The 25,597-nt window shown below is 72.0% G+C and carries 25 protein-coding genes; 7 read left to right on the top strand and 18 right to left on the bottom strand.

Annotation, left to right across the window (positions count from 1 at the left end; translation table 11 throughout):
* Positions 1 to 3 precede the first annotated feature (3 nt).
* The gene (locus tag DMB42_RS43690) at positions 4 to 606 is read right to left on the bottom strand and encodes a hypothetical protein (RefSeq protein WP_125645511.1); all 603 of its coding nucleotides are present in this window, start codon (positions 604 to 606) and stop codon (positions 4 to 6) included.
* 62 nt (positions 607 to 668) lie between these two features.
* Positions 669 to 839 (bottom strand): hypothetical protein, encoded by a 171-nt coding sequence (locus tag DMB42_RS53780; protein WP_185845174.1) that lies wholly within the window; start codon positions 837 to 839, stop codon positions 669 to 671.
* Positions 840 to 1,048: 209 nt separating this feature from the next.
* On the opposite strand from DMB42_RS53780, the gene DMB42_RS43685 reads away from it, so the two are divergent.
* Together DMB42_RS43685 and DMB42_RS43680 are read left to right on the top strand one after the other, a co-directional pair.
* Positions 1,049 to 1,609 carry an RNA polymerase sigma factor gene (locus DMB42_RS43685; RefSeq protein WP_125645509.1) on the top strand — a complete coding sequence of 187 codons (561 nt, stop codon included), beginning with the start codon at positions 1,049 to 1,051 and terminating at the stop codon, positions 1,607 to 1,609.
* Positions 1,606 to 2,292 carry a hypothetical protein gene (locus tag DMB42_RS43680; protein ID WP_125645507.1) on the top strand — a complete coding sequence of 229 codons (687 nt, stop codon included), beginning with the start codon at positions 1,606 to 1,608 and terminating at the stop codon, positions 2,290 to 2,292. Before DMB42_RS43685 ends, DMB42_RS43680 begins: the two co-directional genes overlap by 4 nt.
* A 287-nt stretch (positions 2,293 to 2,579) precedes the next feature.
* On the opposite strand, the gene glpK is transcribed toward DMB42_RS43680, so the two are convergent.
* Together glpK and DMB42_RS43670 are read right to left on the bottom strand one after the other, a co-directional pair.
* Positions 2,580 to 4,091 (bottom strand): glycerol kinase GlpK, encoded by a 1,512-nt coding sequence (glpK, locus tag DMB42_RS43675; protein WP_125645506.1) that lies wholly within the window; start codon positions 4,089 to 4,091, stop codon positions 2,580 to 2,582.
* A gap of 21 nt (positions 4,092 to 4,112) precedes the next feature.
* Complete coding sequence (locus DMB42_RS43670; protein WP_260478300.1) at positions 4,113 to 4,958, bottom strand: MIP/aquaporin family protein; 846 nt, start codon at positions 4,956 to 4,958, stop codon at positions 4,113 to 4,115.
* Between the two features lie 70 nt (positions 4,959 to 5,028).
* On the opposite strand from DMB42_RS43670, the gene DMB42_RS43665 reads away from it, so the two are divergent.
* Positions 5,029 to 6,711 carry a glycerol-3-phosphate dehydrogenase/oxidase gene (locus DMB42_RS43665; RefSeq protein ID WP_260478299.1) on the top strand — a complete coding sequence of 561 codons (1,683 nt, stop codon included), beginning with the start codon at positions 5,029 to 5,031 and terminating at the stop codon, positions 6,709 to 6,711.
* A gap of 7 nt (positions 6,712 to 6,718) precedes the next feature.
* Here DMB42_RS43665 and DMB42_RS43660 read toward each other — a convergent pair whose 3' ends face one another.
* The 3 genes from DMB42_RS43660 to DMB42_RS43650 form a co-directional block, all read right to left on the bottom strand.
* Positions 6,719 to 7,705: a S66 peptidase family protein gene (locus DMB42_RS43660; RefSeq protein WP_221762630.1), complete on the bottom strand. Its 987-nt coding sequence runs from the start codon at positions 7,703 to 7,705 to the stop codon at positions 6,719 to 6,721.
* On the bottom strand, positions 7,706 to 8,863 hold the full coding sequence (locus tag DMB42_RS43655; RefSeq protein ID WP_125645502.1) for a ThiF family adenylyltransferase: 1,158 nt from the start codon (positions 8,861 to 8,863) through the stop codon (positions 7,706 to 7,708).
* A 152-nt stretch (positions 8,864 to 9,015) separates the two neighbouring features.
* Entirely contained in the window at positions 9,016 to 10,296 is a 1,281-nt protein-coding gene (locus tag DMB42_RS43650; protein ID WP_125645500.1) for an MFS transporter, read from the bottom strand.
* Between the two features lie 146 nt (positions 10,297 to 10,442).
* On the opposite strand from DMB42_RS43650, the gene DMB42_RS43645 reads away from it, so the two are divergent.
* Positions 10,443 to 10,961 (top strand): hypothetical protein, encoded by a 519-nt coding sequence (locus tag DMB42_RS43645; protein WP_185845173.1) that lies wholly within the window; start codon positions 10,443 to 10,445, stop codon positions 10,959 to 10,961.
* Positions 10,962 to 10,989: 28 nt separating this feature from the next.
* A complete protein-coding gene (locus DMB42_RS43640) occupies positions 10,990 to 11,754 on the top strand; it encodes a cation diffusion facilitator family transporter (protein WP_125645496.1) in 765 nt (254 codons plus the stop codon).
* Here DMB42_RS43640 and DMB42_RS43635 read toward each other — a convergent pair.
* From DMB42_RS43635 to DMB42_RS43615, 5 genes are read right to left on the bottom strand one after another with little or no spacing between them, the layout of a single operon-like run.
* A complete protein-coding gene (locus DMB42_RS43635; RefSeq protein ID WP_125645494.1) occupies positions 11,727 to 12,455 on the bottom strand; it encodes a hypothetical protein in 729 nt (242 codons plus the stop codon). The genes DMB42_RS43640 and DMB42_RS43635 overlap by 28 nt on opposite strands.
* On the bottom strand, positions 12,452 to 13,294 hold the full coding sequence (locus DMB42_RS43630; protein WP_125645492.1) for a hypothetical protein: 843 nt from the start codon (positions 13,292 to 13,294) through the stop codon (positions 12,452 to 12,454). Before DMB42_RS43630 ends, DMB42_RS43635 begins: the two co-directional genes overlap by 4 nt.
* A complete protein-coding gene (locus tag DMB42_RS43625; RefSeq protein ID WP_125645490.1) occupies positions 13,291 to 14,130 on the bottom strand; it encodes an ABC transporter ATP-binding protein in 840 nt (279 codons plus the stop codon). The genes DMB42_RS43630 and DMB42_RS43625 overlap by 4 nt, the downstream gene beginning before the upstream one ends.
* Positions 14,127 to 14,930 (bottom strand): zf-HC2 domain-containing protein, encoded by an 804-nt coding sequence (locus tag DMB42_RS43620; RefSeq protein ID WP_125645488.1) that lies wholly within the window; start codon positions 14,928 to 14,930, stop codon positions 14,127 to 14,129. Before DMB42_RS43620 ends, DMB42_RS43625 begins: the two co-directional genes overlap by 4 nt.
* Positions 14,927 to 15,454: an RNA polymerase sigma factor gene (locus DMB42_RS43615; RefSeq protein ID WP_260478298.1), complete on the bottom strand. Its 528-nt coding sequence runs from the start codon at positions 15,452 to 15,454 to the stop codon at positions 14,927 to 14,929. Before DMB42_RS43615 ends, DMB42_RS43620 begins: the two co-directional genes overlap by 4 nt.
* A 94-nt stretch (positions 15,455 to 15,548) precedes the next feature.
* On the opposite strand from DMB42_RS43615, the gene DMB42_RS43610 reads away from it, so the two are divergent.
* Complete coding sequence (locus tag DMB42_RS43610) at positions 15,549 to 16,520, top strand: nucleoside hydrolase (RefSeq protein WP_260478297.1); 972 nt, start codon at positions 15,549 to 15,551, stop codon at positions 16,518 to 16,520.
* Here the strand turns inward: DMB42_RS43610 and DMB42_RS43605 are convergent.
* From DMB42_RS43605 to DMB42_RS43580, 6 genes are all read right to left on the bottom strand, one after another.
* Positions 16,471 to 17,394, bottom strand: coding sequence for an ABC transporter ATP-binding protein (locus DMB42_RS43605; protein ID WP_125645482.1), 924 nt, complete (start codon positions 17,392 to 17,394; stop codon positions 16,471 to 16,473). The two genes, DMB42_RS43610 and DMB42_RS43605, sit on opposite strands and share 50 nt — an antisense overlap.
* Positions 17,394 to 18,335, bottom strand: a complete 942-nt coding sequence (locus DMB42_RS43600; RefSeq protein ID WP_125645480.1) for an ABC transporter ATP-binding protein — start codon at positions 18,333 to 18,335, stop codon at positions 17,394 to 17,396. Before DMB42_RS43600 ends, DMB42_RS43605 begins: the two co-directional genes overlap by 1 nt.
* On the bottom strand, positions 18,332 to 19,297 hold the full coding sequence (locus tag DMB42_RS43595) for an ABC transporter permease (protein WP_125645478.1): 966 nt from the start codon (positions 19,295 to 19,297) through the stop codon (positions 18,332 to 18,334). Before DMB42_RS43595 ends, DMB42_RS43600 begins: the two co-directional genes overlap by 4 nt.
* Positions 19,294 to 20,211: an ABC transporter permease gene (locus DMB42_RS43590; protein ID WP_125645476.1), complete on the bottom strand. Its 918-nt coding sequence runs from the start codon at positions 20,209 to 20,211 to the stop codon at positions 19,294 to 19,296. Before DMB42_RS43590 ends, DMB42_RS43595 begins: the two co-directional genes overlap by 4 nt.
* Before the next feature lie 34 nt (positions 20,212 to 20,245).
* Positions 20,246 to 21,883 carry an ABC transporter substrate-binding protein gene (locus DMB42_RS43585; protein ID WP_221762629.1) on the bottom strand — a complete coding sequence of 546 codons (1,638 nt, stop codon included), beginning with the start codon at positions 21,881 to 21,883 and terminating at the stop codon, positions 20,246 to 20,248.
* A gap of 77 nt (positions 21,884 to 21,960) precedes the next feature.
* The gene (locus DMB42_RS43580) at positions 21,961 to 24,480 is read right to left on the bottom strand and encodes a collagenase (protein ID WP_260478296.1); all 2,520 of its coding nucleotides are present in this window, start codon (positions 24,478 to 24,480) and stop codon (positions 21,961 to 21,963) included.
* A gap of 154 nt (positions 24,481 to 24,634) precedes the next feature.
* Between DMB42_RS43580 and DMB42_RS43575 the strand changes: the two genes are divergently transcribed.
* Positions 24,635 to 25,591 carry a LysR family transcriptional regulator gene (locus DMB42_RS43575; RefSeq protein ID WP_125645472.1) on the top strand — a complete coding sequence of 319 codons (957 nt, stop codon included), beginning with the start codon at positions 24,635 to 24,637 and terminating at the stop codon, positions 25,589 to 25,591.
* Positions 25,592 to 25,597: the final 6 nt, after the last annotated feature.

The raw sequence follows: 25,597 nt of genomic DNA, 5'->3' as shown, positions 1-25,597 counted from the left end.
CGCTCATCCGCCGGCGGCGGGCCGCGCGAGACGTTCCAGGACCGGCCGGCGACGGTGGCCGGGGATCTGGCAGGCGTCCATCGCGCGGCCCAGCAGCGCGCGGTCGAACCCGTACGCGCCCAGGTGGGCGATGAGCGGATCGGACCGGTCCGGCCGGTCCCGCAGGAGTTCCGTGGCCAGCCGGAGCTCCAGCCGGACCGCCGGCACCTGGTGGGAGCCGCAGGCGATCAGCACGTGATGCCGCCACGGCCCGGCGCCGACGCATTCCAGGGCGTCGGAGTCGGTCTGCCGCTCGACGGTGCTGAGCTCCACCTCGACCCCGTTCACCACGTACCTGGTGAAGAACTGGGCGGATGCGGGCATCCAGGACGCGGCATGCGGGCACGGGAACGACGACAGCGCCGCGGCGAAGGCCCGCAGATCGTCCCGGCCGGCCAGCAGGATGTCGATGTCACCGGCGGGCAGCGGGACACCTTGGAGGAGCGCGGCGGCCGTGCCGCACACCCGGTAGGGCACGCGGGTGCCGGCGGCTTCGAGCGCGTCGAGCGTCGTGGCCAGCGTGGCGGTCACATCCGCCCGGTCGAGTGATCTGGTGTCGTGGCCCATGCCGGTCAACATAGTGATCGCGCGGGCGCTCGCGTCAGGGGTCGGGAGAGCCGGATCCGGCGCTAGTCCTTGTCCCGTTCGTGCAGGAACTGGGCGATGGAGACCCAGGAGTCGGCGAGGCGTTCGAGCCGTTCCATGAGCGCCAGGTCCGTGATCGTCTCCGCGTTGTAGAGGAGACGGGCGGCGTTCGCGATGGCGATGTCCACCGTGGTGGTGACGTCTGGCTGGTTCACCGTGTGTTCCGTCCGTCTTGCTGCTCGGGGGTGGCCGGCGGCTTGGCGCGGCATGAGGAGCATAAGCCACGGTCACGCCGGGTGTCCTCCCGGTTTCGGCTCCCCCTCCTCTGTACGGGCCCGCGGCCGGCCGTCCGTCCGGCGGCTCTCATAACGTTTTCCCGGCCACTTACCAAGAAGGGATGTAATCGACGAAGGGAGCACGGCCGGTGCGTCTCAGACAGGCGGGCATCGCTACGGACACGGACGCCTTCGAAGCGTTCTACCGACGCCATGTCGACGCGGTCACCTCGTTCCTCGCGCGCCGGGTCGACGACCCGCACACGGTCGCCGACCTGGTGGCCGAGGTGTTCGTCGCGGTGCTCGACTCCGCCCACACCTACCGGCCCGGCCGCGGCAGCGAGATCGCCTGGCTGTACGGCGTGGCCCGCAACGCCCTCTCGGCAGAGCGGCGGCGGGCGTTCAAGGAGACGAGACTGGCCGGTCGGGTCGGCGGACGAAGGCCGCTCGACTCCGACGACATGACCGACCTCGTGGCCCGGATCGATGCCGAGAACCTGGCCAGACGGGCCTTCCTGGCCATGGCCGGACTGCCCGACGGTGATCGCGCGATGCTCGAACTGGTCGTCATCGACCAGCTCACGATCGGCGAGGCGGCCACCGCCCTGGGCATCCGGCAGGGAGCCGCCCGCGCCAGGTTACATCGCGCCCGCCACGCGCTCAGAGACACACCGGAGATGGCTCCCTTCGTCCTGGAAGGAATCCGATGAACTTCAGGGAGAACGTGCTGATGGAACTCAAGGCCGAGATCGAGGCCCGCAACGGGGTGCGACGCCGTACCAGGCGGCGGCTGTTCATGGGAGCGGCGGTGGCCGCCGTCGCGGCCGCGGCGGCCGTCGTCACGCCGTTCCTCAACGGCTCGGACGCCCCGGCCTACGCGGCGTACGCGGTCACCAAGAACACCGACGGCACGATCACGTTGAAGATCAACGAGCTCAGGAACCCCGCCCAGGTGGAGAAGGACCTGGCGGCGGCCGGCCTGGCCGCGGACGTCTCGTACCTCAAGCCCGGCACCCGCTGCGCCCCCGACCGCAGGACCACCGACCCCGGCCCCTCCTTCACCAAGGAAGAGCTTGAGAGCAAGGACCCCGCGGTCCACAAGCGGATCAGGGAGGCGATCGAGAACTCCCCCAACGCGAAGGCGCTCCAGATGCGCGACGGCCAGGTCCGGATCAACCCGCGGCACATCAGGCCGGGTCAGACCGCCGTCATGGAGTTCATCGAGAACGGCGACCGGACCTCGGGGCCGGAGCAGCCCAGGGCCCTGTGGGAGTTCGGCGGATACCTGGTCAACGGGCCGGCCAAGCCCTGCAAGGTCGTCGACGACCCGTCCTGGGACAAGTTTCCCGACCCCAAGGAGCACCCCGAGGCGTACCCGCCGGCCGGTAGCTGAGCGATCGTGACGACGTGACCGCCATACCGCGGATGGCGGTCACGGGCCCGGTGACGGCGGGCTGAAGGGGCACGAAAGCGTATCCATAGCGGCGTCGCCTAGCGTCGTGACGGTCGCCGCGCGGTAGCCGGGGCGGCTGAACCGCCGGCCCGGGGCGGTGGACGGGGGTGCGGACGGGATGGCCGGCCACTGGGGCGCCGGCTTCTCCGAGGTGCCGAAGGACGCCGGCGACGGCTCGGCCCGGCGGCCCCTCGGTGCGCTGCGGCCCGGGGGTCCGCCGGGGGCGGTCAGGTCTCCCAGTCGAGAGTGCGGCTCACCGCGCGCTTCCAGCCCGCGTACCCCTTCTCGCGCTGCTCGTCGTTCCACTCCGGTTCCCAGCGCCGGTCCTCGGCCCAGTTGGCGCGCAGTTCGTCGGTGTCCTTCCAGTAGCCGACGGCCAGCCCGGCGGCGTACGCGGCGCCGAGCGCGGTGGTCTCGGCCACCACGGGACGGCTGACCGGCACGCCCAGGATGTCCGCCTGGAGCTGCATGCACAGGTTGTTCGAGGTGACGCCGCCGTCGACCTTCAGCACGTCCAGCACCACTCCGGAGTCCTGCTGCATGGCCTCCACGACGTCCCTGCTCTGGTAGCAGATGGCCTCCAGCGTGGCCCGCGCGAGATGGGCGTCCCGGTTGTAGCGGGACAGGCCGACGATCGCGCCGCGCGCGTCCGGCCGCCAGTACGGCGCGAACAACCCCGAGAACGCCGGGACGAAGTAGACCCCGCCGTTGTCGGCCACCTGCCTGGCCAGGTCCTCGCTCTGCGCGGAGGAGCGGATGATGTGCAACTGGTCGCGCAGCCACTGCACGGCCGACCCGGTCACGGCGATCGAGCCCTCCAGCGCGAACACGGCCGGCTGGCCGGCGAACTTGTAGGCGACGGTGGTGAGCAGGCCGCGCTCGGAGCGTACGAGCTCGGTGCCGGTGTTGAGGAGCATGAAGTTGCCGGTGCCGTAGGTGTTCTTGGCCTCGCCCGGCGAGAAGCAGACCTGGCCGACGGTGGCCGCCTGCTGGTCCCCGAGGATCCCGGTGATGGGCACCTCGCCGCCGAAGGGGCCGTACGCGGTGGTGCTGCCGTACGAGGGCGGCTCCGATGACGGGCGGATCTCCGGCAACATCTCGCGCGGGATGCCGAAGAAGGACAGCAGCTCGTCGTCCCACTCCAGCGTCTCCAGGTCCATGAGCATCGTGCGGCTGGCGTTGGTCACGTCGGTGATGTGCACGCCGCCGCGCGCGCCGCCGGTGAGGTTCCACAGGGTCCAGGTGTCGGTGTTGCCGAAGACGGCCTCGCCGCGCTCGGCCGCCTGACGTACGCCGTCGACGTTCTCCAGGATCCACTGGATCTTGCCGCCCGAGAAGTACGCGTCCGGCCGCAGGCCCGTCTTCCTGCGGATGACCTCGCCGCGACCGTCCCGCTCAAGCTGGGCGGCGATCTTGTTGCTCCTGGTGTCCTGCCACACGATGGCGTTGCAGTATGGGCGGCCGGTGCGCGGGTTCCACACGACCGTGGTCTCGCGCTGGTTGGTGATGCCCACGGCGGCCAGGTCGGTGTCGTGCAGGCCGGTGCGCTGGAGCGCGGTCTCGATCACCGCCGAGGTCCTGGTCGAGATCTCGATCGGGTTGTGCTCCACCCAGCCCGCCCTGGGGAGGATCTGCTCGTGTTCGAGCTGGAACTTGCACACCTCCAGGCCGTTGTGGTTGAAGATCATGAAACGGGTGCTGGTGGTGCCCTGGTCGACGGCCCCCACGAAATCGGGCATGGTCGTTCTCCTCCGTTCGGGTCAGACTCGGCCCGCGTCCTCGATGTCGGGCTCGGGCTCGGGGAGGAACCGGGCGATCATCAGCTGGTAGAGCCCGGCGCCGGTCAGGCCGCCGATCAGGGGGCCGATGACGGGCACCCAGAAGTACAGGTCTCCGTACTGGTCCCGCCAGGCGCCGGAGTAGCCGGTCAGGAAGCTGGCCAGGCGCGGCCCGAAGTCGCGGGCGGGGTTGATCGCGTAGCCGGCGTCGGCGCCCCAGGCCATGCCGATGGCGACGATGAGCAGGCCGATGACCACCGGGCTGAGGTTGGCGCTGGGCGCGAGGTTGTGCGAGTCGGACAGGGCGTACAGGACGAACATCAGGATGGCGGTGCCGATGATCTGGTCGCGGAACCCGCCCCACATGCCCACCGGCAGCGTGCCGTTGCCGGGCAGGGTGGAGAAGACGATCTGGGTCTTCAGGGTGTGCTCGGGGTCCGTCATGTTCAGGACCTCGGTGTAGTTCCAGCGCACCAGCAGCGCTCCGACGAACGCCCCCGCCGTCTGCGCCAGCGAGTACGGCACCACCTTCGCCCACGGGAACCCGCGGAAGGCCGCGAACGCCAGCGTGACGGCCGGGTTGAGGTGCGCGCCGGTGATCCGGCCCGCGACGTAGACGCCGAGCGCGACGCCGATGCCCCACGCCCAGGCGATGCTGTCGTGGTCGCCGACGCCGGCCGCGACCACCTGCGCGACCACGCCCACTCCGAACAGGATGAGCACCATCGTCCCGGCGAACTCGGCGATGAGCTCGCCGGTCAGTTCCAGCCGTTTGAGACGTTCGACCACTGCTGCCCCCGCTTTCATGGTGTCGGCGTTGTGTGCCATTCCCCGAACCGGGAAACGTATACGGATCGTGAGCGTTTGCACACAAAGTGTTTTCGGGGGACGAATGAACATGACCGGGGCGATGGACGCCAGGAATCGGCAGGCCGCCATCGACCGGCTGGCCGGGCAGTCCTTCCACGTACTCGTGATCGGCGGCGGCGTGACCGGGGCGGGCGCCGCGCTCGACGCCGCCTCCCGCGGGCTGCGCGTCGCGCTCGTGGAGGGCCGCGACCTGGCGGCCGGCACGTCGAGCAGGTCCAGCAAGCTGATCCACGGCGGGCTGCGCTACCTGGAGCAGTTCGACTTCAAGCTGGTCCGCGAGGCGTTGAAGGAGCGCGACCTGCTGGTCTCGCGGCTGGCGCCGCACCTGGTCAAGCCGGTCACGTTCCTGTATCCGCTGCAGCACGGGCTCATCGAGCGGCCGTACGTGGGGGCCGGGCTCACGCTGTACGACACGCTGGAGGGCATGCGCCGTCCGATGCCGCGGCACCGGTACCTGTCGGTAAAGGAGTCGCGCCGGATGGCCCCCGGGCTCCGCGCCGACGCGGTGTCCGGCAGCATGATCTACTTCGACGCGCAGGTGGACGACGCCCGTTTCACCCTCGCCCTGGCCCGTACGGCCGTCGCGCACGGCGCCGTGGTCGCGACCCGGGCGCGGGTCACCGAGATGCTGCGCGACCAGGGCAGCGAACGGGTCGTCGGCGCGCGCGTGCACGACGAGGAGACCGGCCGCGACCTCGACGTCAAGGCCGACTCCGTGGTGGTGTGCGCGGGCGTGTGGACCGACCCGGTCAACGCGCTGCCCGGCTCCGCCCCGGCCGGGTTCAAGGTCAGGATGTCGAAGGGCGTGCACGTCATGGTGCCGGGCGAGGCCATCGCCTCCTCGACCGGCATGATCATCCCGACCGAGAAGAGCGTTCTGTTCATCATCCCGTGGACGCGGCGGCGCTGGATCGTCGGCACCACCGACACCGACTACGAGGGCGACCGGGAGGAGCCGGTGGCCACCGGCGAGGACATCGACTACATCCTCGGCCACGCCAACGCGGTGCTGGCCCGGCCGCTGACCCGCGACGACGTGGTGGGCGTCTACGTGGGACTGCGCCCGCTGGTGGCGGCCGACGAGAGCTCGGCGACCACCAAGCTGTCCCGCGAGCACGTCGTGGACGTGCCGATGCCGGGACTGGCCACGATCGCCGGGGGCAAGTTCACCACGTACCGGATCATGGCCAAGGACGTGATCGACGCCGCGCTGGAGGGCTTCGACGTGCCGGAGTCGGTCACCGACCGGCTGCCGCTGATCGGCGCGGACGGGCTGCCGGCGGTGAAGGCGTCCGTACGGCGCCTGGTCCAGGACCACGATGTGGACGCCGACGTCGTGAACCATCTCGTCCACCGCTACGGCACGCTCGCGCTGGAGGTGCTGGCCCTGGTCGACGAGGACCACTCGCTCGGCGAGCCGCTGGTGGAGGGGTGCCCGTGGATCAAGGCCGAGGTCGTGTACGCCGTCACGCACGAGGGCGCCCTGCACGCCGAGGACGTCCTGTCGCGGCGGACCCGGATGCTGATCGAGGCGATCCCGCCCGCGCTCGACGCGGCCCCGGTGGTGGCGCGGCTGATGGCCGGGCTGCTCGGCTGGGACGAGGGCCGCGTGGAGGCGGAGGTGGCCCGCTGCCGGACCCTGATCGAGGCCGAGCTCAAGGCGCTGGCCGAGGCCACGGCCCCGCGCGAGGAGGCCGTGGCCGCGTCCTGACGGCTGGTCAGTGACGGAGGAGGGTCAGTGACGGTTCGGAGGTGACCGTCAGGCGGGCCCGCCCGCCGATCGGGAACGTGGCCAGCGGGTGGGTGTGGCCGACGTCCACGTTGGCCAGGACGGGGACGCCGCCGAGCGCCGGCTGGTCGGCGACGATCCGCTCCAGCAGGGCCCGGGTCATGCGGCTGGCCTGCTGGAACCGTCCGATCACCAGCCCGCGCACACCCTCCGCGCCGGGGAGCTGGAGCAGCGAGGTGAGGTTACGGGCGAAGGTCGCCGGATGCGACTCCAGGTCGTCCTCGACGATCAGCAGCGCGCCGTCGAGCGAGGGCATGTACGGCGTGCCCTGCAGCAGGTTGAGCGTGCACAGGTTGCCGCCGACGACGTGCCCCTCGGCCGCGCCGGGCCGCAGCGGCCACCACCCGTCGCCGGGGATCGGCTCACGCTTGTCCTGGTCGAGGAACCACAGGTCGTCGGTCCAGTACGCGGCCGCCGACAACTCGACCGGCGCGGTGCCGAACAACACCGAGGTGAACCACTCCAGGGTCTGCTCGAAGTGGTCCCGCATCCCGAACGTCGACCAGTGGGGCCCCGAGTACGTGACCAGCCCGGCGCGGGCGAGGGCCGCGTTCTGCAGGGCGGTGATGTCGGAGTAGCCGCACAGGATCTTCGGGTTGGCCCGGATCAGCTCCCAGTCCAGGTACGGCAGGAGCTGGTTGCAGTTGTAGCCGCCGATGACCGTCAGGACCGCCGCCACGGACGGATCGGCGAAGGCGTCGTGCAGGTCGGCGACCCGGGAGGCGATGGGGCTGGAGTCGAAGGCGTCCCTTTCGTCCACGTGGCGGCCGTAGGTGAGGGTCAGGCCGAGCTCGGCGAAGATGGCGTCGATGAGGGCGGTGTGGTCGTGCTCCATGACCATCGCGCGCGAGCAGGCCGGCGCGACCACGCGGACGGTGTCGCCCGCCCTGAGCTTCGGAGGGAAGATCACATCCATCTAGCGAAGCATAGGCGAGCCGGCCTCCGCCTCCTGCCACACCTCGAACGAGGCCAGGTCGGCGCCGTCGCCGCAGACCGGGCACCCGTCCGGGTCCCGCGGCCACTGCGACATGACCTCCAGCTCCCCGGTCTCGAAGTGCACGTCGAGCTGCCGGCCGAGGGCGATCGGCTCGGCGTGGCCGGTGACCAGCCGGACCGCCTCGCCGCTGATCAGCGACGCGACCAGGGCGATGTGCGGGGCGAACGCGATGGTCACCCGGCCGTGCTCGACCCGCAGCGCCCCGGCCAGCTGCGACAGGTAGCTCGGGTCGGCCCGCGAGTAGTACAGGTGCAGGCAGTCCATGCACCCCGTCCGGTGCGGCCGGACCGAGAACAGCCGCCCCCGCGTAACGAACGAGCCCCCGCAGACGTACGGCACGCCCTCCTTGACGCAGCCCGCGTTCACCCGCCGCTGGGCGACGAACGGCGGCTCGTCGATCGCGCAGATCGCCACGTCGGCGCCCCGTACGAGCTGGGCGACGTCCGCGGCCGACTCGATCCTGCGCTGCACGGCGGTGAACTCGACGTCGGGGTTCACCTCCTTGGCCACCCGCGCGGCGACGGCGGTCTTGTACGAGCCGAGGTCGCTCTCCCGGTAGAGGAACTGCCGGTTCAGGTTGCCCAGCTCGACCCGGTCGTAGTCCACGGCCGTGATCCTGCCGAAGCCGGCCGCGAGCAGCATGGGCAGGATGTAGGAGCCGCCGCCGCCCAGCCCGAACAGCACGCAGTGCGCCACGCGCAGCCTGTCCTGCGGCTGCTCGCGGGCGGCGGACAGGCCGGCGTAGTGGCTGAAGTAGTTGACGTTGCCCTGGTAGCGGCCCTCGTCGTAGGGGGTGGGGCGGGCGTGCTCAAGGAAACCGCGCCCGTCCAGGTCGCGTACGGCGGTGAGCACGTCGTCCACGCCGATGCCCGGGTGCGCCCGGCCGACCTCCTCGGCGACCTCGCCGAGCGGCCGGGTGCCGTCGAGCGCCTCGACGAGGGTCCAGAGTTGCCCGTACGGGTCGGTGAAGTCCACGGTGACGCCGGCCTGGGCGCCGATGCGGAAACGTGTGCCGTCCAGGCGGTACACGGGGTAAATGGGCTTGACGCGAATATGTCTGTCCAGAGAGATGGTCATCGTCGTTCGTCCTTGTTCGCCGTCGGTTCGGAAATGGCCGGACGGGCATCCGGGGAGCGGCCGTTCCCCCCGGATGCCCGGAAACTGTCTGCCGCTCAACGCGGGTCTACCGTCGGACTCAGAAAACGATCCAGCTCACCTCGACCGGCGCGTCAGTGCCCAGGTCGCTCATCTCGTACGTCATGCGATTCACCTCCCTTCGCGAATGCCCGGACCGGCCCGGAGACGAGGCCGGCCACACCCGCCGCGGCCACGAGCACGGCTCCGAGGAGGAACACCGTCCTCGGTCCGGCCGCGGAAGCCATGAGTCCCGCGAGCAGCGCGCCCACGGGGAAGATCCCGAACGAGGCCACCAGCAGCGCCCCGGACACCCGCCCGCGGACCGCCGCGGGCAGCGTGGTGTGCACGACGGTGATCAGCAGCACGTTGCCCGCCGCGTTGGCCGCGCCCGCGCCGAGGAAGAGCGCCGCGGGCCACACCTGACCCCCGACCAGGCCGACCGCGCCGAGCAGCGCGGCCTGCGGCAACATCAGCAGGACCGCCGCGCGCACCGGGTTGCGCGGGGCGCGCAGTACGCCCGCCGCGACGCTGCCCGCGAGCGCGCCGAGCCCGAAGGCGCCCAGCACGATCCCGTACGCGGTGGAGAACGTCGCCGGCGCGTTCTCGTGCAGCAGCGCCGGCAGCCCAACCTCCAGGATCCCGGCGAACCCGAGATTGCCGACGGCGGCCACCGTCAGGATGACCCTGAACAGCGGGAACCCGCGTACGACGGCCCACATCCCGGCTCCGCTGCGGCCCTGCTCCCGGCGTGCCAGGTCCGGGCGCGGGCGGACGAACCAGAGGGTCGCGACCGACACCACGAAGGAGGCCGCGTCCACGGCGAGCGCGGGCCCCGGGCCCAGCCGGGCGACGAACACGCCCGCGACCACCGGCCCGGTCAACGCGACGGCCTGCGCGGTCGCGTAGTTGCGGCTGTTGGCCGTCTGGACCCGCGACTCCTCGACGACGTCGGGGATGACGGCGAAGTTCGCCGGCAGGAAGGCGCCCCCGGCCAGGCCGAGCACCGCCGTGGCCGCGCCCAGCGCCCACAGCCGGTCCTCACCGTTCCAGGCGAGGGCGCACAGCAGGCCGGCGGCCGGGGCGCGGACGACGTCGGCCGCCAGCATGACCGGCCTGGGCGTCCAGCGGTCCGCGACCGGGCCGCCGAGCAGCAGTCCGAGCAGCCGGAAGACGCCGTAGACCGTCAGCACCGTTCCCAGGGCCGCGCTGCCGTGCCGCGGCAACACGATTCCCGGAAGGGCGACGACGAAGAACTGGTCGCCGAAACCGGAGAATCCCTGCCCGGCGACGAGCAAGGCCAAGGAGGACACCGGGGAACGGCGCCGCCCGCTGCCGCGCTCGGCGGGAATCGAGTACTTCGACGACTGGCTCACGAAATGTAGGGCGTTCCATCACGTTCCGGAGGCCGTTCCACCGAGTGTCACGGGATCGGCCCTTTGGGGGGCGCGGACGTCCGGGCGGCGCGCCGGATGTGGGGAACTCCGGGGCGGGATCCGTCCTGGCGCCTAGGGTGTTTGCCATGGTCAAGTGGCTTGTACTCCTGCTGGCTTGCGCGTTGACCGGGTGCGCCGGTCCCGTCGGGACGGCCGGGCGCACGTCCTCGCCGGCCCCGCCGGCCGCGTCCGGGCCGGCGAGCACGGCGCCCGACGGCGCGGGCGCCGCCGGGGCCCCGGACAGCGCCGCCGAGGCCCCGGACAGCGCCGACGGCGACCGGTTCAGCGCGTGCGCGGACGCGCGGTGCGAGGTCAGTCTCGCGGCGGGCGACGTGCTGCGGTTCGGGCGGCGCTACGGGATCTCCCGGTTCGCCGTCGAAAGCGTCCGGGGGGACAAGGTCACGTGGGAGGCGAACTTCACCTCCGGCGGGAACATGAGCACCCAGGGCGAGCAGGGCGGCTCGTCCAGCTGCCGGTTCGACGGCTCCCGTGGCTGCTCGGGATACATCCGGGGGGTCACCACGCTCACCCTGAACGACGTCATCCTGCGTTTCCTGTCCTTCGACGAAGGTCGCGCCGTCGTACGGGTGACGCCGAAACGATGAGCGCCGGGCGGCGTGCCCACGGTGCGGCATGAGCGCCCAGCCCGGCAGCCGGACCAGCGTGATCGTCACGATGGTGATCGTGGCGGCGCAGGCCGTCGTCCTCGGGATCCTGGCGGCGGTCACCGGCTCGGCCATCCTGTACGCCTCGGCCATGTTCAGCGTGGCCGACCTGGGCGTCGAGGTGTTCCTGCTGATCGGGCTCGTACGGGTGGCGCGCCCCGCCGACGAGCGGCACCCGCTCGGGTACGGGCAGGAGATCTTCTTCTGGTCGTTGTTCGCCGCCGTAGGGCTGTTCGTCGGCGGCGGCGTCGCCGCGATCGTGCAGGGCCTGGGCGAACCGTCGGCCTCGGGCGGCTCGTACGCGCTCGGTTACCTGGTGATCGTGCTGATCACGGTGAGCGACGGGTGGGCGCTGGCCGGCCTCGGCCTGCACCAGGCGACCGGGGACGAGCTCTACGACTCGCTGGGCAGCGTACTGATCGGGATCCTGCTGGTCGCGGTGTCGGGCCTGCTGCTGCGCCTCAATCAGAACCTCATCGCCGCGCCCAGCGTGGACCCCGCCGACCTGGCCCGCATCCGCCACGCCATCACCGAGGTGCCCGGCCTGGCCAAGGTGCGGCGGGTGATCGCGGTGATCGTCGGGCCCCACCAGGTCATGGTGGCCGCCCGGGTGACCCTTCCCCCGGCCACGGACCTCCCGGCGGCCGAGCGGGCCATGTCCGCGGTCGAGGAACGGCTGCGCCGCCGCCCGGAGATCAGCGAGGTCTACCTCACCCCCGTCGCCCCGGAGTGAACGGCACTCTCGCGGAGCTCGTCGCAGCGGGCCGGGGCACGCTCGTCGCGGCGGGGGCGGGGGACGCGGGCGGGCGGGTGCGGGTCCTGGAGCATCGCCCTGATCTCCTGGCCGATCGTGTCCATGGCGGCGCTCAGGTCGCACAGCAGCCGGTCGGCCACGGCCGGGTCGGTGCGCAGGCCGGAGGTGGCCCGGTCGACGGTCCCGGCCAGGTCGCGCAGGGCCGTGCCGAGCCCCTCGTGCAGGTCGCGGTGAAGGCGCCGGCGTTCCTCGTCGCGGATGGCCAGCACCCGTTCCCTGGTACGGCGCAGGTCGGCGGCCACCGCCACGGCGTGGGCGGCGTCGGCGACGTACGGGGTGATCGCGTCGAGCGTCCGCGGGTCGGCGGGCGGGCCGATCAGCAGGCGGCCCACCGTACGGCCGTGCCACGTCAGCGGTACGTCGTGAACCGCCGTACGCGGATCGCCCGCGGTGATCCGGGAGCCGGCCACCTCCACGGCGACGCCGTCGGCCGGCAGGCCCTCGCGTACCAGCTCGACCACGGCGGCCAGCGCTGCCTGCGGGCCGGTCGAGGAGATGGCCTCCTGAAGGCGCCGCCCCAGCGCCTCCGGCCCGCCGGCCGGGCGCCATCCGCGTACACAGGCGCCGGACAGGCGGGCGAGCAGGCGGCGCACCCGTGCCGGCGTGGTGGGGGTGCTCACGGCAGTTGCCGGAGGCCGGCAACCGTCGCGAGCGCGACCAGCGCGGCGCCGAGCCCGAGCCAGACCCAGCGCCGCCGGGAGTCGCGGGTCATCGCCAGCGCCCCGGCGCCCAGGCCGAGCGCCAGCAGGTAGAGCGCGTGCCAGGCGGGCGACCCGAAGATGAACCCCACACCCTCCAGGTACGGCGGCGGCCCCCAGAGGGCGAACTCGACGTAGAAGCCCAGCAGGGTCAGCGACGAGTCCACCGGCTCCACGACCCGGCTGACCGTGATCAGTACGAGCATCACCAGGACCGGCGCCCCCGGCCAGGGCAGCCATCGAGCGACGGCCACCCCCAGCAGGCAGGCGCCGAGCACGCACAACGGCCCCGCGCCGATCTCATAGACGCTCGGGAACCGCTCCAGCTCCACGTCCGCGAGCGTGTAGACGCCTGCCAGGATCGCCTGGACCGCGCAGGCCAGCAGGAACGGCCCCAGCCCGGCCAGGCAGGAGGCCGCCGTGCGCAGTTCGCGGCCGACGGGCGTGGCGGCCAGCATCTCGTCCGCGCCCGCACGCCTGGAGGCCGAGGCGGTGAGCGCCGCCGCGAAGAAGACCGGCACTCCCCAGGGGAGCACGAGCCCGTTGGTGAGCGCGCTGTAGGCGGGTCGCGGTGCCCATTCCAGGGTGGCGATGGTGAGCAGGTACAGGGCGAGCCCTGTGATCGCGAGCGGGTGCAGCATCAGCCGCCGGGCCTCGGCCGCCGCGAGCGCGCGCAGCGGCCGTACGGAAGCCCCGCCGCCTTCCAGCGTCTCCGGTTCCAGGGCATCGGGGTCGTGCGACGTCCGGGGGGCGAGGCTCATGGGGTCGGCTCCGTGAGGTGGTCGGCGAGCAGCAGCAGGTATCCGTCCTCCACGGTCGGGTCCGCGGGACGGGCGGTCTCCGGTACGGGGCCGACGCCTCGGTACAGCCCGTCGCCGGTACGCCGCGCGAGCCCGCCGGCCTTCTCCGCCGACACCCAGACCCGCCCCTCGGCCAGCGCCCGCAGCTCCCCCGGCGTGCCCGCGAACGCGCACCGGCCCGCCTTCAGCACGGCCACCCGGTCGCAGAGGGCGGCGACGTCCTCGGTCTGGTGGGTGGACAACACGACCGTCCGGTCCTGTCCGAGGCGGGCGATCAGCTCGCCGAACGACAACCGCTGCTCCGGGTCCAGCCCGGCGGCCGGCTCGTCCAGCAGGATCAGCTCCGGCTCGCCGAGCAGGGCCTGGGCGATGCCGAGCCGCCGCCGCATGCCGCCCGACAGGGTGCGTACGCGCCTGCCGCCGACGGCGGTGAGCCCGACCTCCTCGATCACCCGGCGCACCTCGTCGTGTCTGGACCGGCGGTGTGTCATCTCCTTCAGGATCGCGACGTAGTCGACGAACTCGAAGACGGTGAAGCCGCGCTGGAAGCCCGGCTCCTGCGGCAGGTAGCCGAGCCGCCGCCGGATCTCCAGCCGGTCGGCGCCCGGGTCGCGGCCGAGCAGCCGCAGCTCGCCGCCGTCGGGCGCGAGGACGGTCGCGAGGACCCGGATCAGCGTGCTCTTGCCCGCGCCGTTCGGGCCGAGCAGGCCGGTGACCCCCTTGCCCGCGGTGAGGGTGAGCCCGTCCAGGGCCCGGCTGCGGCCGTAGGTCTTCACCAGGCCGACTGCCTCGATCATGAGAACTCCCTGCGGCGGACGGCGAGCAGGACGACGGACACGACGGTGACGGCCAGATATCCGGCCTGTCCGGCGGAGCCGAACATGACCAGGTCCGGCGCGCGTACGTTGGTGGCGACGACCGCGGCCACCCAGGGCACGGTCACCGCGACGGCGCAGCGGCGCGGGTCGTACCGGCTGGACAGCGCCAGCGTCAGCGAGGTGAGGGCGAGCGAGGGCAGCAACCACGCGGCCGCCGTCCAGCCGCCGCCGGGCAGGCTCAGGCCGGCCGCCAGCGCCAGCACCGACGAGGACGCCAGCACGGCGGCGGCCCGCATCAACATCAGCCGGAACATGGAGTACGGCGCGGCCAGCCCGATCTCGTAGGCCGGATCGCCGTCCCGCCCGAAGGCCACGGCGACCCCGGCCACCGGCACGATCGGGGCCAGCGTGAGGAACGTCAGCAGCCCCCACCGGGTCGTCTCCCCCGAGGCCAGCGCGGCGAAGAACAGCGCCACTGCGCTGGCCGCCAGCCACGGCAGCCGCAGCGAGGCGGCGGCGCCCAGCAGCCGCGCCGTGGACTCGGGCACGCCGAGCGCCCGCAGCAGCCGTTCGACCGGACGGGGGGCGGGCGCGTCCACGGTGTCGGCGATCTCATCCCAGACCCGGTCCAGGCGGGCCTTCGGGATCTGCGTGGCCAGCAGGGCGCGGCACCGCGCGCAGGCGAGCAGGTGGGCCTCGACGGAGGCGGCCGGCGTCGCGGGCAGCTCGCCCGCGGCGTACGCGGCGGCCATGCCGTCGTCCATGTGCCAGGTGCTCACGCCAGTTCCTCCCTCAGCAGCGCGCGGGCGCGCATCATCCGGGTCTTGACCGTCCCCACCGGGATGCCGAGCAGCCGCCCGGCCTCGCGGGTGGTCAGCCCGTCCAGCACGGTCGCCTGCACCACGGCGCGCAGCTCCGGGGAGAGCTGGTTCAGCGCCCGGCCGAGCTCGCCGTACTCGATGCCGAGCAGCACCTGCTCCTCGGCGGAGACCATGACCTGCTCGTGGGCGGGCAGCACCGCCGCGGGGCGGCGGCGCAGGTGGTCGAGCAGGTCGAGCACGCCGATCCCCCAGATCCAGGCGGCGACCTCGCCGCGCCCCTTCCACGTGCGCGCGGTACGCCAGACCGCGACGAAGGTGTCCTGGACCGCCTCGTCCACCACGGCGGGGTCGGCGCAGCGGCGGGTGAGCCGGAGGATCAGCCAGGGCGCGTGCCGGGCATAGAGGACTTCCAGCGCACGCCGGTCGCCGGCGCCGACGGCCTCCAGCAACCGGGCGTCCTGCCACGTCTCGTGCTCGCTCACGGGAGCCCGTTCATCGGTGTCATGCCTCTCTGTCGCATCCTTTCGCTCCGGCGGTTCACGAACCGAGATGCGCGTTTCACCCGACAAGGGGGATATGAGAGGAAAAGTACTGGCGGCGCTGACCACTCTGGCCCTCGCGGCGGCCCTGGTCTCGTGCTCGGGGGGCACCCGGCTCGACGCACCGCCCGGCACGGGCAAGGTCATCGTGGACGCCGACATGGGCGAGCTGAACGACGACGCCCAGGCCCTGTTCCTGCTGGCCGCCGCGGAACAGGTGGACCTGCTCGGCGTCACCACGGTGGGCGGCAACACCTGGCCGGAGGAGGGCACCGCGTATGCGCTGCGCCAGCTTGAGCTGATCGGCAGGGCCGACGTCCCGGTGGTGACCGGCGAGACGAACGTGCCGGCGTCCCGGGAGGGATACGTCGGCGCCCTGGAACGGCCCCGGCCGGCGTCCCCCCGCGCCCTGGCCACCCCGCCGCACGGCGGTTACGCGGCCGGCGGGCCGACGCCGGGCGGCGCCGCCGACTTCATCGCCGGGCAGGTGAGCCGTCATCCAGGCGAGGTGACCGTGTTCGCGCTCGGCCCGGCGACCAACCTCGCCCGCGTCGTACGCGACCACCCCGAGGCGGTCCCCCTGATCAAGGAGGTGGTGTACCTCGGGGCCGCCGACGAGAGCGCGGAGTTCAACCGCTGGTTCGACCCGGCGGCCTCGGCGGCCGCGTTCGCCGCGCCGTTCCCGCGCCGGCTGGTCGTGACGCTGGAGGCGGCCGACCGGATCGGCATGGACCGCGAGACCTACGGACGGGTGGTCGCCGGCCCCGCGACACCGGTCCGCACGCTCTTCAAGGAGCTCCAGGGCCCGCTGTTCGCGAAGGACGCCGGGCACCGGCTGCCCGTCTGGGACGCTGTGGCCGCGGCGGCCTTCCTCGACCCCGGCGTCGTCGCGGACGCCGACGGCCGCACCGTACGCGAGGTGGACCAGGACCGGTTCTGGGACCTCTACGCCGGGCTGCTCACTCCTCCGGGAAGTGGCAGCTCACCTGCCGCCCCCGCACCGGCGTGAGCACCGGCGCCTCGGTGCGGCACAACGCCTGCGCCTTCGGGCAGCGGGGATGGAAGGTGCAGCCGGGCGGCGGCGCGAGCGGGCTGGGCGGGTCGCCGAGCAGGACGATACGCTCCCGCGCGGCCTCCACCTCGGGATCGGGCACCGGCACGGCCGACAGGAGCGTACGCGTGTAGGGGTGCGCGGGGTCGGAGTAGACGGTGGCCGAGGAGCCGGTCTCCACGATCCGGCCCAGGTACATGACGGCGACCGTCTCGCACATGTGCCGCACCACCGACAGGTCGTGCGCGATGAACAGGTAACCGAGCCCGAGGTCGGCCCGCAGGTCGGCGAGCAGGTTGACGATCTGGGCCTGGATGGACACGTCCAGCGCCGAGACCGGCTCGTCGCAGACGATCAGGCTCGGGCGGGAGGCGAGGGCGCGGGCGATGCCGATCCGCTGCGCCTGGCCGCCGGAGAACTCGTGGGGGTAGCGGTCGGCGTGCTCGGCGTCCAGGCCGACGAGCCTGAGCAACTCGACGACGCCGTCCCGGTCCACGGTCCGGCGCGGCCCGGCGACGATCTGCCGCACGGTGTGGCGCGGATTGAGCGACGCGAACGGGTCCTGAAAGATCATCTGTAGCCGGCCGCGCATCGGGAGCAGGGCCCGCGGGCCCAGGTGGGTGATGTCGCAGCCGTCGAAGGTGACGGTCCCGCCGGTGGGTTCGAGCAGCCGGACGATCATGCGTCCCGTGGTGGACTTGCCGCAGCCCGACTCGCCGACCAGCCCGAGGGCCTGGCCTTCCGGCACGTCGAAGCTCACGCCGTCCACCGCCCGGACCCCGTGCCCACGGCGTCCGGGGAAGGTCATCCGCAGGTCCCGTACGGAGAGCATCAGTGGTCGGCTCCTTCCAGATGGCACGCGACCCGGTGGGGATCGCCCGCGAGCGGTGGGCGCGTGGTCGCGCACGTGTCCAGGGCGGCGGGGCAGCGCGGATGGAACCGGCACCCCGGCGGCGGCGCGAGCAGCGAGGGCGGCGCCCCGGCGATCGCCCTCAGCCGGGTACGGCCCGGGTCCGCCCCCGGCACCGAGTCCAGCAGCGCCCGCGTGTACGGATGCAGCGGCCGTTTGAAGATCTCCCTGGCCGGCGCGTGCTCCACGGTGCGGCCGCCGTACATGACCAGGACGTCGTCGGCCATGCGCGCCACCACACCCAGGTCGTGGGTGATCAGGACCACCGCGAGCCCCCGCTCACGCTGGATGCGCGCGATCAGGTCGAGAATCTGTGCCTGGACGGTCACGTCGAGCGCCGTCGTCGGCTCGTCGGCGATGAGCACGCCCGGTTCGCAGGCCAGCGCCATCGCGATCATCACCCGCTGCCGCATGCCGCCGGAGAAGCGGTGCGGGTGTTCCCCGGCGCGCCGCCGCGGCTCCGGGATGCCCACCTCCGCCAGCATCTCCACCGCCCGCTCGCGCGCCACCCGCCTGCTGGTACGCCGGTGCAGCCGGTACGCCTCGGCGATCTGCTCCCCCACCGTGAAGAAGGGATGCAACGACGACAGCGGGTCCTGGAAGATCATCGAGGCCGCGCTGCCGCGCAGCCGGCGCAGGCGCTCGGCCGGGGCGCCGACGAGCTCTTCCCCGTCGAGCTCGATCGACCCCGCGACCGTGGCCCGGCGGTGCAGCCCCAGCAGCGACAGCGCGGTCACGGACTTGCCCGACCCGGACTCGCCGACGACGCCCAGCGTCCGCCCCCGCTGCACGCCGAACGACACGCCGTCCACGATCCGGACGTCGCCGAAGCTCACGGACAGGTCGCGTACGGAAAGGATCACGAGTACCTCACCCTGGGGTCGATGACCGCGTAGACCAGGTCCACGAGCAGGTTGGCCAGCACGATGAAGAAGGCCGCGAGCAGCGTCGTGCCGAGGATCACCGGCTGGTCGGACTTGACGATGCCGTCGTAGGCGAGCCGGCCGATGCCGGGCAGACCGTACACGGTCTCGGTGATCATCGCGCCGGCGAGCAGGCCGCCGAGGTCCATGCCGAAGACGGTGACGACCGGGGTCATGGCCGCGCGCATGCCGTGCTTGGCGACGACCGTCCGCTCGTGCAGGCCCTTCGCGCGGGCCGTCCTGATGTACGGCTCGGCCATCGTCTCGATCATCTGTGCCCGGGTGAGCCGGGCGTACATGGCGGCGTAGAGGGCGGCCAGCGTCACCCAGGGCAGGATCAGGTTGCCGGCCCAGGCGGCGGGGTCGTCGGTGAGCGGCACGTACGCCGGGTACGGCAGCAGCCCGGTCACCCGTACCACCAGCAGGAGCAGCACCATCGCCACGAAGTAGACCGGCAGCGACGCGCTGGTCAGCGTGGCGATCATCAGCGTCCGGTCCAGGACGCTCCCCCGTCGCAGCGCCGAGACCACACCGACCGTGACGCCCACGGCCAGCCACAACAACGCCGCGCCGATCGCCAGGGACGTGCTGGCGCCGAGCCGGTCGATCAGCAGGTCCCAGACCGGCAACGCGTTCTGGTAGGAGAAGCCGAGGCAGGGCACGTGGCAGCCGGGGCGGCCCGCGACGATGCCCACGACGTAGCCGCCGAACTGCTCCCACAGCGGCCGGTCCAGGCCCATCTGCGCGCGCACCTCGGCGACCCGCTCGGGCGTGCAGGTCTTGCCGCACGCCTGGACGGCCGGGTCGGACGGCAGCACGTAGAAGATCACGAAGGTCACCGCGCAGATCACCAGCAGCACGCCGGCGACCGCGAGGGCCCGCCTGACCAGGTACAACGTCACTGCGCCGCCCCCTTGGGGTCGATGGCGTCGCGCAGGGCGTCGCCGAGGAGGGTGAAGGCGAGCACGGTCAGGAACAGGCAGGTGCCGGGGATGAGCAGGTACATGGGGTCGACCTCGTACCAGAGCATCGCCTCCTGGATCATCTGCCCCCACGACGCGGTCGGCGGGCGCACCCCGACGCCGAGGAACGACAGCGCCGCCTCGGTGCCGATGTTGGCGGGCACCGCGAGGGTGGCGTACACGAGGATCGGCGCGGTGATGTTGGGCATGATCTCGCGGAAGACGATGACGCCGTTCAGCGCGCCGCCCACCCGGGCGGCGTCCACGTACTCGCGGTGTTTGACGGAGATCGCCTGCCCGCGCACGATCCGCCCGATGTACGGCCAGCCGAACCCGCCCATCACGCACACGAGCAGGACCATGCGGTCCCCGTCCGGCAGGACCGAGATGAGGGCGATCATGAAGATCAGGCTCGGGAACGACATGAGCAGGTCCATGGTCCGGCTGATCACCGCGTCCGCCCAGCCGCCGAGGTAGCCGGCCAGCAGGCCGAACACGGTGCCGAGCAGCACCGACACCAGGGTCGCCAGGGTGGAGATGAGCAGCGAGACGCGGGCGCCGTACACGATGCGGCTGAACACGTCGCGGCCGTTGACCGGCTCGACGCCGAGCCAGTGCTCACCGCTGACGCCGCCCAGCACCCCCTTGGGCACGCCCGCCAGCTCCTGGTCGATCGCGGCCGGGTCGAACGCGTCCGGCGGCCAGCCGTTCACCTTCGTCAGCAGCGGCGCGGCGAGCGCGACCAGCACCAGGACCGTCACCACGACCAGCCCGAACCGGGCGGCCGCGCCGCCCAGCAGGCGCTTCCTGACCAGCCGGGCGGGCGGGCTCGCGGCGACGACCGTCGCCGTCATGTCCGGATCCGCCGGTATCCGGGGTAGCCGTTGCTCACTTCTGCTTCACCTCCAGCACGGCGAAGTCGAGCTGCCCGGACCAGACGGGATGGCCGACCGCGCCGGCGATGTCCTTGCCGACCAGGATCGGCTTGCGGTCCCACGCGTACGGCACCGCGGGCGAGGACTGCATGATCTGCCGGTCGAGGTCGATCCAGGCGGTCTCGGCGGCCTTCGGGTCGCTCATCGCCTGGATCTCGTCGATGCGCTTCTGCACGGCCTCGTCCTTGAACTGCCAGACGTTGCCCGAGTTGCCCTTCTCGACGATCGTGCGCCCGTCGAACAACAACGGCAGGAACGTCGCCCCGGACGGGTAGTCGGGGCACCAGCCGTAGGTGAACAGGTCGGGCGTCTTGGCGATGTCGCCGACGGTGTCGTAGTAGACCGAGGGATCGACGGGGGTGAGCACGACCTCGATGCCGGCCCGCTTCAGCGACGCCTGCACGGCCTCGCCGAGCGCCTTGTCGCCGGTCGAGATCGTCATCTTGACGTTCAGCCCCTTGCCGCCCAGCAGGGCCTTGGCCTTCTCTACGTCCCCGCCGGGCGGGAGCCGGAACACGTCCTGTGCCGTGCCGCCCGACAGGGCCGGCGGCAGGTAGGCGGTGGCGATCGAGGTCATGGCCGGGCCGCCCGCGGCGGTCTGGAGCGCCTGCTTGTCCAGGGCGAAGTGCACCGCCTGCCGGGCCTTCAGGTCGTCGAAGGGCGGCTTGGAGGTGTTGAAGCCGATCATGTCTGTGCAGCCCGACATGGCGTTGACCAGCCGCGACTTGACGTCGGGGCGCGGCAGGATCTTGGCCAGGCTGGCGGCGCTGACGTCGGTGTAGGAGATCGAGGAGGCGTCCTCGCCCCTGCTCTCGATGAGCCGGTCGTCGATCACGCCCTGCCGCAGGCCCTGCTTGACCACGATGCGGTCGGGCGCGGCCTTGCGCACCTGGTCGGTGGCCGCCGACCAGTGCGGGTTGCGTACCAGGACCATCTCCTTGCCCCGGTCGTACCGCTCGATCTTGTACGGCCCGGAGGAGAAGGGCCGGTTGTCGTACTGCGCCCCGGCCTCCTTCGCGGCCGGCACGGGCGCGAACGTCGGCAGCGTCACCGTGTAGGAGAACTCGGCAACCGGCCGCTTGAGGCGGAAGACGATCGTCCGGTCGTCGGGGGTCTCGATCGAGTCCAGGTGCTCGCCCTTCAGCGGCCCCTTGTAGTCGGCGGCGTCGCGCAGGTAGAGCTGGGCGTAGTTGGGGCCGCCGGGCAGTTCGGGGGCGAAGGAACGCTCCACGTTGTACTTGATGTCCTTGGAGACGACGGGGGTGCCGTCCTCGTACTTCACGCCCTCCTTGAGGGTGAAGGTCCACACCTTGCCCCCGTCGGACGGGGTGCCCAGGTCGGTCGCCAGATCCGGGACGATCTCGTGGCTGCCTGCCTTGAAGGTGGTGAGGGTGCGGTAGATCAGCCGGATGCCGAAGTCCATCTGGGGCATCGTCCAGTTGCGGGCCGGGTCCAGGTGGGAGAAGTCCTGGTTGGACAGGATCGTCAGGGTCCCGCCCCCGGCCGCCGCCGGTGCGGCGGCCTTGCCGCCGCCGCCGCAGGCCGCCACGCCGAGCAGGAGCCCCGCGGTCAGCACGTTACGGAGAGTCACGGATCACTCCAGTGAGGTGAGGAGTCCCGGACCGGGACCGGCGGGAGGGGGCTCGCCGGTCCCGGCACCCGGGGGGTCTAGTACTCGGTCTTGACGGTCGCGCCGGAGAAGGCCTGCGCGGCGTGGAGGCTGATGTAGTTGTAACCGGCGGGCGGGTTGTTGATCACCAGGGTCTCGGCGTTGCCCGACGCGGTGGAGCGCTGGGTGTAGGCCGAGGTGGTGGCCCAGTTCGCGGCGTTGTAGTAGAGGTCGGCGTTCCCGGTGCCGCCGGAGGCGGTGATGGTCAGCCGGGCCGTGCCCGCGGGCAGGTAGATGTAGAAGTAGGCGTAGTTGCCCTGGGTGGCCGACAGGTTGCTGCGCTTGCAGTTCTTGTCGAGGACGCGGGTGTCGGAGGCGGTGCACTCCGGCGTCGAGCCGCCGCCGGTCGACACCGTGACCTGCCGGCTGGCCGGCGCGCCGGCGCCGCCGTTGTCGGTGACCGTCAGCGTGACCGTGTACGTGCCCTGCGCCGCGTAGGTGTGCGACGGGTTGGCCGTGGTGGAGGTGGCGCCGTCACCGAAGTCCCAGCGGCGGGAGGCGATGGTGCCGTCGGAGTCGGTGGAGGTGTCGGTGAAGGCGGCCGTGAGGCCGCTGGTCGTGGAGGTGAAGGCCGCGGTCGGCGTCTGGTTGCCGCCCCCGCCGCCCGAGCAGGCCCCGGCCGCGCAGGCGGTGAGCCAGGTGTTCCAGTCGGAGTCGTACCGGCTGCCGATGGTGCTGGTCAGGAAGGTCCTGGCGGTGCTCCACGCGCCGGTCCGGTACGAGTTCAACAGCGTCGCCACGTCGGCCGCGTGCTTTTCGAACATGTAGCGGACGGCCAGGTAGCCCCACCTGTAGATGCGGGTGGTGTCGTGGTCGTAGGTGGTGTTCCACAGCGTGCTGAGGGCGTACGTGCGCTTGCCGGCCTCGGTGATCGCGGCGTCGTAGACGACCTTGCGGTAGGAGTAGGAGACGTACTCGGCGAAGCCCTCGATCCACCAGATGGTCGGCGTGCTCACACCGGCGTTGAAGTCGCCGTACATGTCGAAGCGGCCGTCGAGGTAGTGGGTGTACTCGTGGTTGAGGTTCCAGATCTGGAAGTCGGGGCGCAGCCACTCGGCCTCGTAGGCGATGAACCTGGGCTGGTTGCCCGCGGCGGCGGGGTCGCCCTCCAGGTACATGCCGCCGTTGTTGGTGTCGATGCCGAACATGGCGCCGGCGTAGGTCTGGTAGTCGGTGCTGGAGTCGAAGACCACCACTTCGAGGGTGGTGTTGTTGTCGCCCGAGACCGGGCCGGTGTCCTTGACCAGGTTGTGGAAGAAGGCGTCCTGGTTGGCCAGGCTGGAGCAGGTCGCGGCGAGCTGGGCGGCCGTGACGTCCTGGGCGCGGACCCTGATGCTGGCGCTGCAGGTGTGGGTGATCGGCAGCACGCTGGCCGCCAGGCGGTTCGCCAGGTCGCAGGTGCCGTAGTAGGAGCAGTTGGCCTTGTCGTAGGAGTCGGTCATCTCGGCCACGCCCACCCACAGCGGCGCGGTGGCGCCGGTCATGGCGCTGCGGCCGAGCAGGTTCTTGGCCAGCGGCCGGACGGTGGCCTGCAGCGCCGCGTGCTGGAGGAAGCGGCCCAGCTCGCGCCCGGCGTTGGAGGCGAGATAGGAGCGGTCGGTGCCGAGCAGGTTCAGGTGGTTGGTGGCGAAGGAGTTGAGGCTGTCGAGGACGCTGCGGTCGGACTGCACGGCGCTGACGAACGCGGGCACCTGGTGGCCGCGGAACAGCACGGTGTAGACGTTGTTGACCGCGTTGAGCATCCACCACGACGTGTCGTAGGAGCTGTTGTAGCCGTCGAGCAGGCGCTTGACCACGAACAGGTAGCGGTCGTTCTGCTCGGCGCTGTCGATGAGGGTGACGGCCTCGGACAGCACCTCACCGTTGGCGTCGCTGACGGTCCAGGCGCGGGAGCTGCCGAAGAAGGCGTCCAGGCCGGACCGGATCGCGGTGGTGAGCGCCTGGCCGTACGTGCCGACGTCGCCGGAGTAGTACCAGTGGACGTAGTAGCCGGCGCGCAGGTAGAGGACCAGTTGCGCCGTTCCGGTGGTGTTGTCGCCGGGGTAGCTCGCGGAGTTGTCGCGCAGCGCGTAGGCGACGCTGGACATCTGCGCCTCGCGGAAGGCGTAGTAGGCGTCCGTGCCGGTCAGGTTGAACAGGGTGTTGACGCAGTCGGTCGTGCTGGCCTTGATCTGCTGGACGAGCGCGCTGCCGGTGCGGCTGGTGAAGTCGGAGACGTTGCAGGCGGCCGCCGCCGCGGCGACGCCCTTCCGCGCCGACGGCCTGGCGTGCTCCGCCTGGGTGGCCGGCTCGTCGTAGTCGCGGCGCAGGACGTCCTTGGCCGCGGGTTGCGGCGCCCGGTCACGGGTGTCGAGTGCCTTCTTGCGTACGTGGGGCGCGTCGTCGTCGGTCACCCTCGTGAGCGAGGGGGCCGGCGGGGGTTCGGCCGCCGCGTGAGCCGCCGTGGCGGCGAAGGGCGACAGGAGGGTGAGGGCGGCCAGCGGGACGATCAACCGCCAGCCTGGTAGGACCTTGCGCACTAGAACCTCCGGGGGGTATCCGCATGGATGCGAGGTCGGGTATGAGTGTGCGGTCCGTCCGGAGGGCGTGGTCATACGGCGCCGCATAAGTGTTGCCTATGGGGCATCCCGAATACGTCGCCAACAGCCATCACATGTCACATAATTCTGGGCTATGGACCTGGATCTCCGGCATCTCCGAATGGTCTGTACGATCGCCGAGGCGGGCAGCGTCACCAAGGCGGCGGCACGCCTCGGGCTGTCCCAACCGGCGATCACGACCCAGCTCCGCAAGATCGAGGAGATGGTGGGCGGCGACCTGTTCACCCGCAGCCGGAACGGCGTCGAACCCACCCCGCTCGGCCGCCAGGTCATCGCCCGCGCCCGGATCGTCCTGTCGGAGATCGACTCGCTCTTCGGCGACCTGCACGACGCCAACCCGGCCGTCTCCGGCCTCCGGCTCGGATGCAGCCATCTGGCCTGCGTGGCCAGCGTCGTGGACCGGGTCGGCGAGGCGTTACCCGGCCGGTCGATCTCCCTGCGCATCGAGCCGTCCAGCGCGCAGCTCGCCGACGCGCTCACCCACGGCCAGCTCGACGCCGCGCTCATGGGCATGATCGAGGGGTTCGACGTCACCCTCACGCCGCCGGTGGTCACCCGCACGCTGGTGCCCAGGTATCCCATCTTCGTGGCCATGGCGGCCGGCCACCCGCTGGCCGAGCACCCCGAGGTGCACCTGTCCGACCTGCGGAACGAGCGCTGGATCAGCCCGGCCGGCGCCGACGACGGCTCACTCGCCGCCCTGCGCGCCGCCTGCCGGGCGGCCGGCTTCGAGCCGGACGTACGCTACGACGCCCCCAGCGGGGCCGGCCGCCCGCTGGTCGCCGCCGGGCTCGGCGTACGCCTGGTCGATCCGACCTGGCCGGTGCCCGAGGGCACCGCCGTACGGCCGCTGGCGGGCGAGCCGCAGGTCGGGCACCTGGTCATGGCCTGGCGCAGGGACCTGATCGGCCTCGACGCGGCGGCGGCCATCTACCGCGGGCTCGCCGCCGCCTTCGAGGATCACATCGATGACAACCCCATCTTCCGCCAGTGGTGGGACGCGCACCCGGGCACCCATCCCCTCCGCTGACGGGTG

Origin of the sequence: Nonomuraea sp. WAC 01424 (assembly GCF_003947315.1) — a bacterium.
GTDB classification, from domain to species: domain Bacteria; phylum Actinomycetota; class Actinomycetes; order Streptosporangiales; family Streptosporangiaceae; genus Nonomuraea; species Nonomuraea spiralis.
This window is presented reverse-complemented; position numbering and strand designations above follow the sequence as displayed.

Coding starts and splice junctions, on each gene's coding strand:
- DMB42_RS43660 (WP_221762630.1), bottom strand. CDS start 7,705: ATGGATGTGATCTTCCCTCCGAAGCTCAGGGCGGGCGACACCGTCCGC.
- DMB42_RS43630 (WP_125645492.1), bottom strand. CDS start 13,294: ATGAGCCTCGCCCCCCGGACGTCGCACGACCCCGATGCCCTGGAACCG.
- DMB42_RS43605 (WP_125645482.1), bottom strand. CDS start 17,394: ATGCTCTCCGTACGGGACCTGCGGATGACCTTCCCCGGACGCCGTGGG.
- DMB42_RS43590 (WP_125645476.1), bottom strand. CDS start 20,211: ATGACGGCGACGGTCGTCGCCGCGAGCCCGCCCGCCCGGCTGGTCAGG.
- glpK (WP_125645506.1), bottom strand. CDS start 4,091: ATGCCCGATTTCGTGGGGGCCGTCGACCAGGGCACCACCAGCACCCGT.
- DMB42_RS43575 (WP_125645472.1), top strand. CDS start 24,635: ATGGACCTGGATCTCCGGCATCTCCGAATGGTCTGTACGATCGCCGAG.
- DMB42_RS43665 (WP_260478299.1), top strand. CDS start 5,029: ATGACCGGGGCGATGGACGCCAGGAATCGGCAGGCCGCCATCGACCGG.
- DMB42_RS43625 (WP_125645490.1), bottom strand. CDS start 14,130: ATGATCGAGGCAGTCGGCCTGGTGAAGACCTACGGCCGCAGCCGGGCC.
- DMB42_RS43640 (WP_125645496.1), top strand. CDS start 10,990: ATGAGCGCCCAGCCCGGCAGCCGGACCAGCGTGATCGTCACGATGGTG.
- DMB42_RS43645 (WP_185845173.1), top strand. CDS start 10,443: ATGGTCAAGTGGCTTGTACTCCTGCTGGCTTGCGCGTTGACCGGGTGC.
- DMB42_RS43655 (WP_125645502.1), bottom strand. CDS start 8,863: ATGACCATCTCTCTGGACAGACATATTCGCGTCAAGCCCATTTACCCC.
- DMB42_RS43680 (WP_125645507.1), top strand. CDS start 1,606: ATGAACTTCAGGGAGAACGTGCTGATGGAACTCAAGGCCGAGATCGAG.
- DMB42_RS43610 (WP_260478297.1), top strand. CDS start 15,549: ATGAGAGGAAAAGTACTGGCGGCGCTGACCACTCTGGCCCTCGCGGCG.
- DMB42_RS43690 (WP_125645511.1), bottom strand. CDS start 606: ATGGGCCACGACACCAGATCACTCGACCGGGCGGATGTGACCGCCACG.
- DMB42_RS43670 (WP_260478300.1), bottom strand. CDS start 4,958: ATGGCACACAACGCCGACACCATGAAAGCGGGGGCAGCAGTGGTCGAA.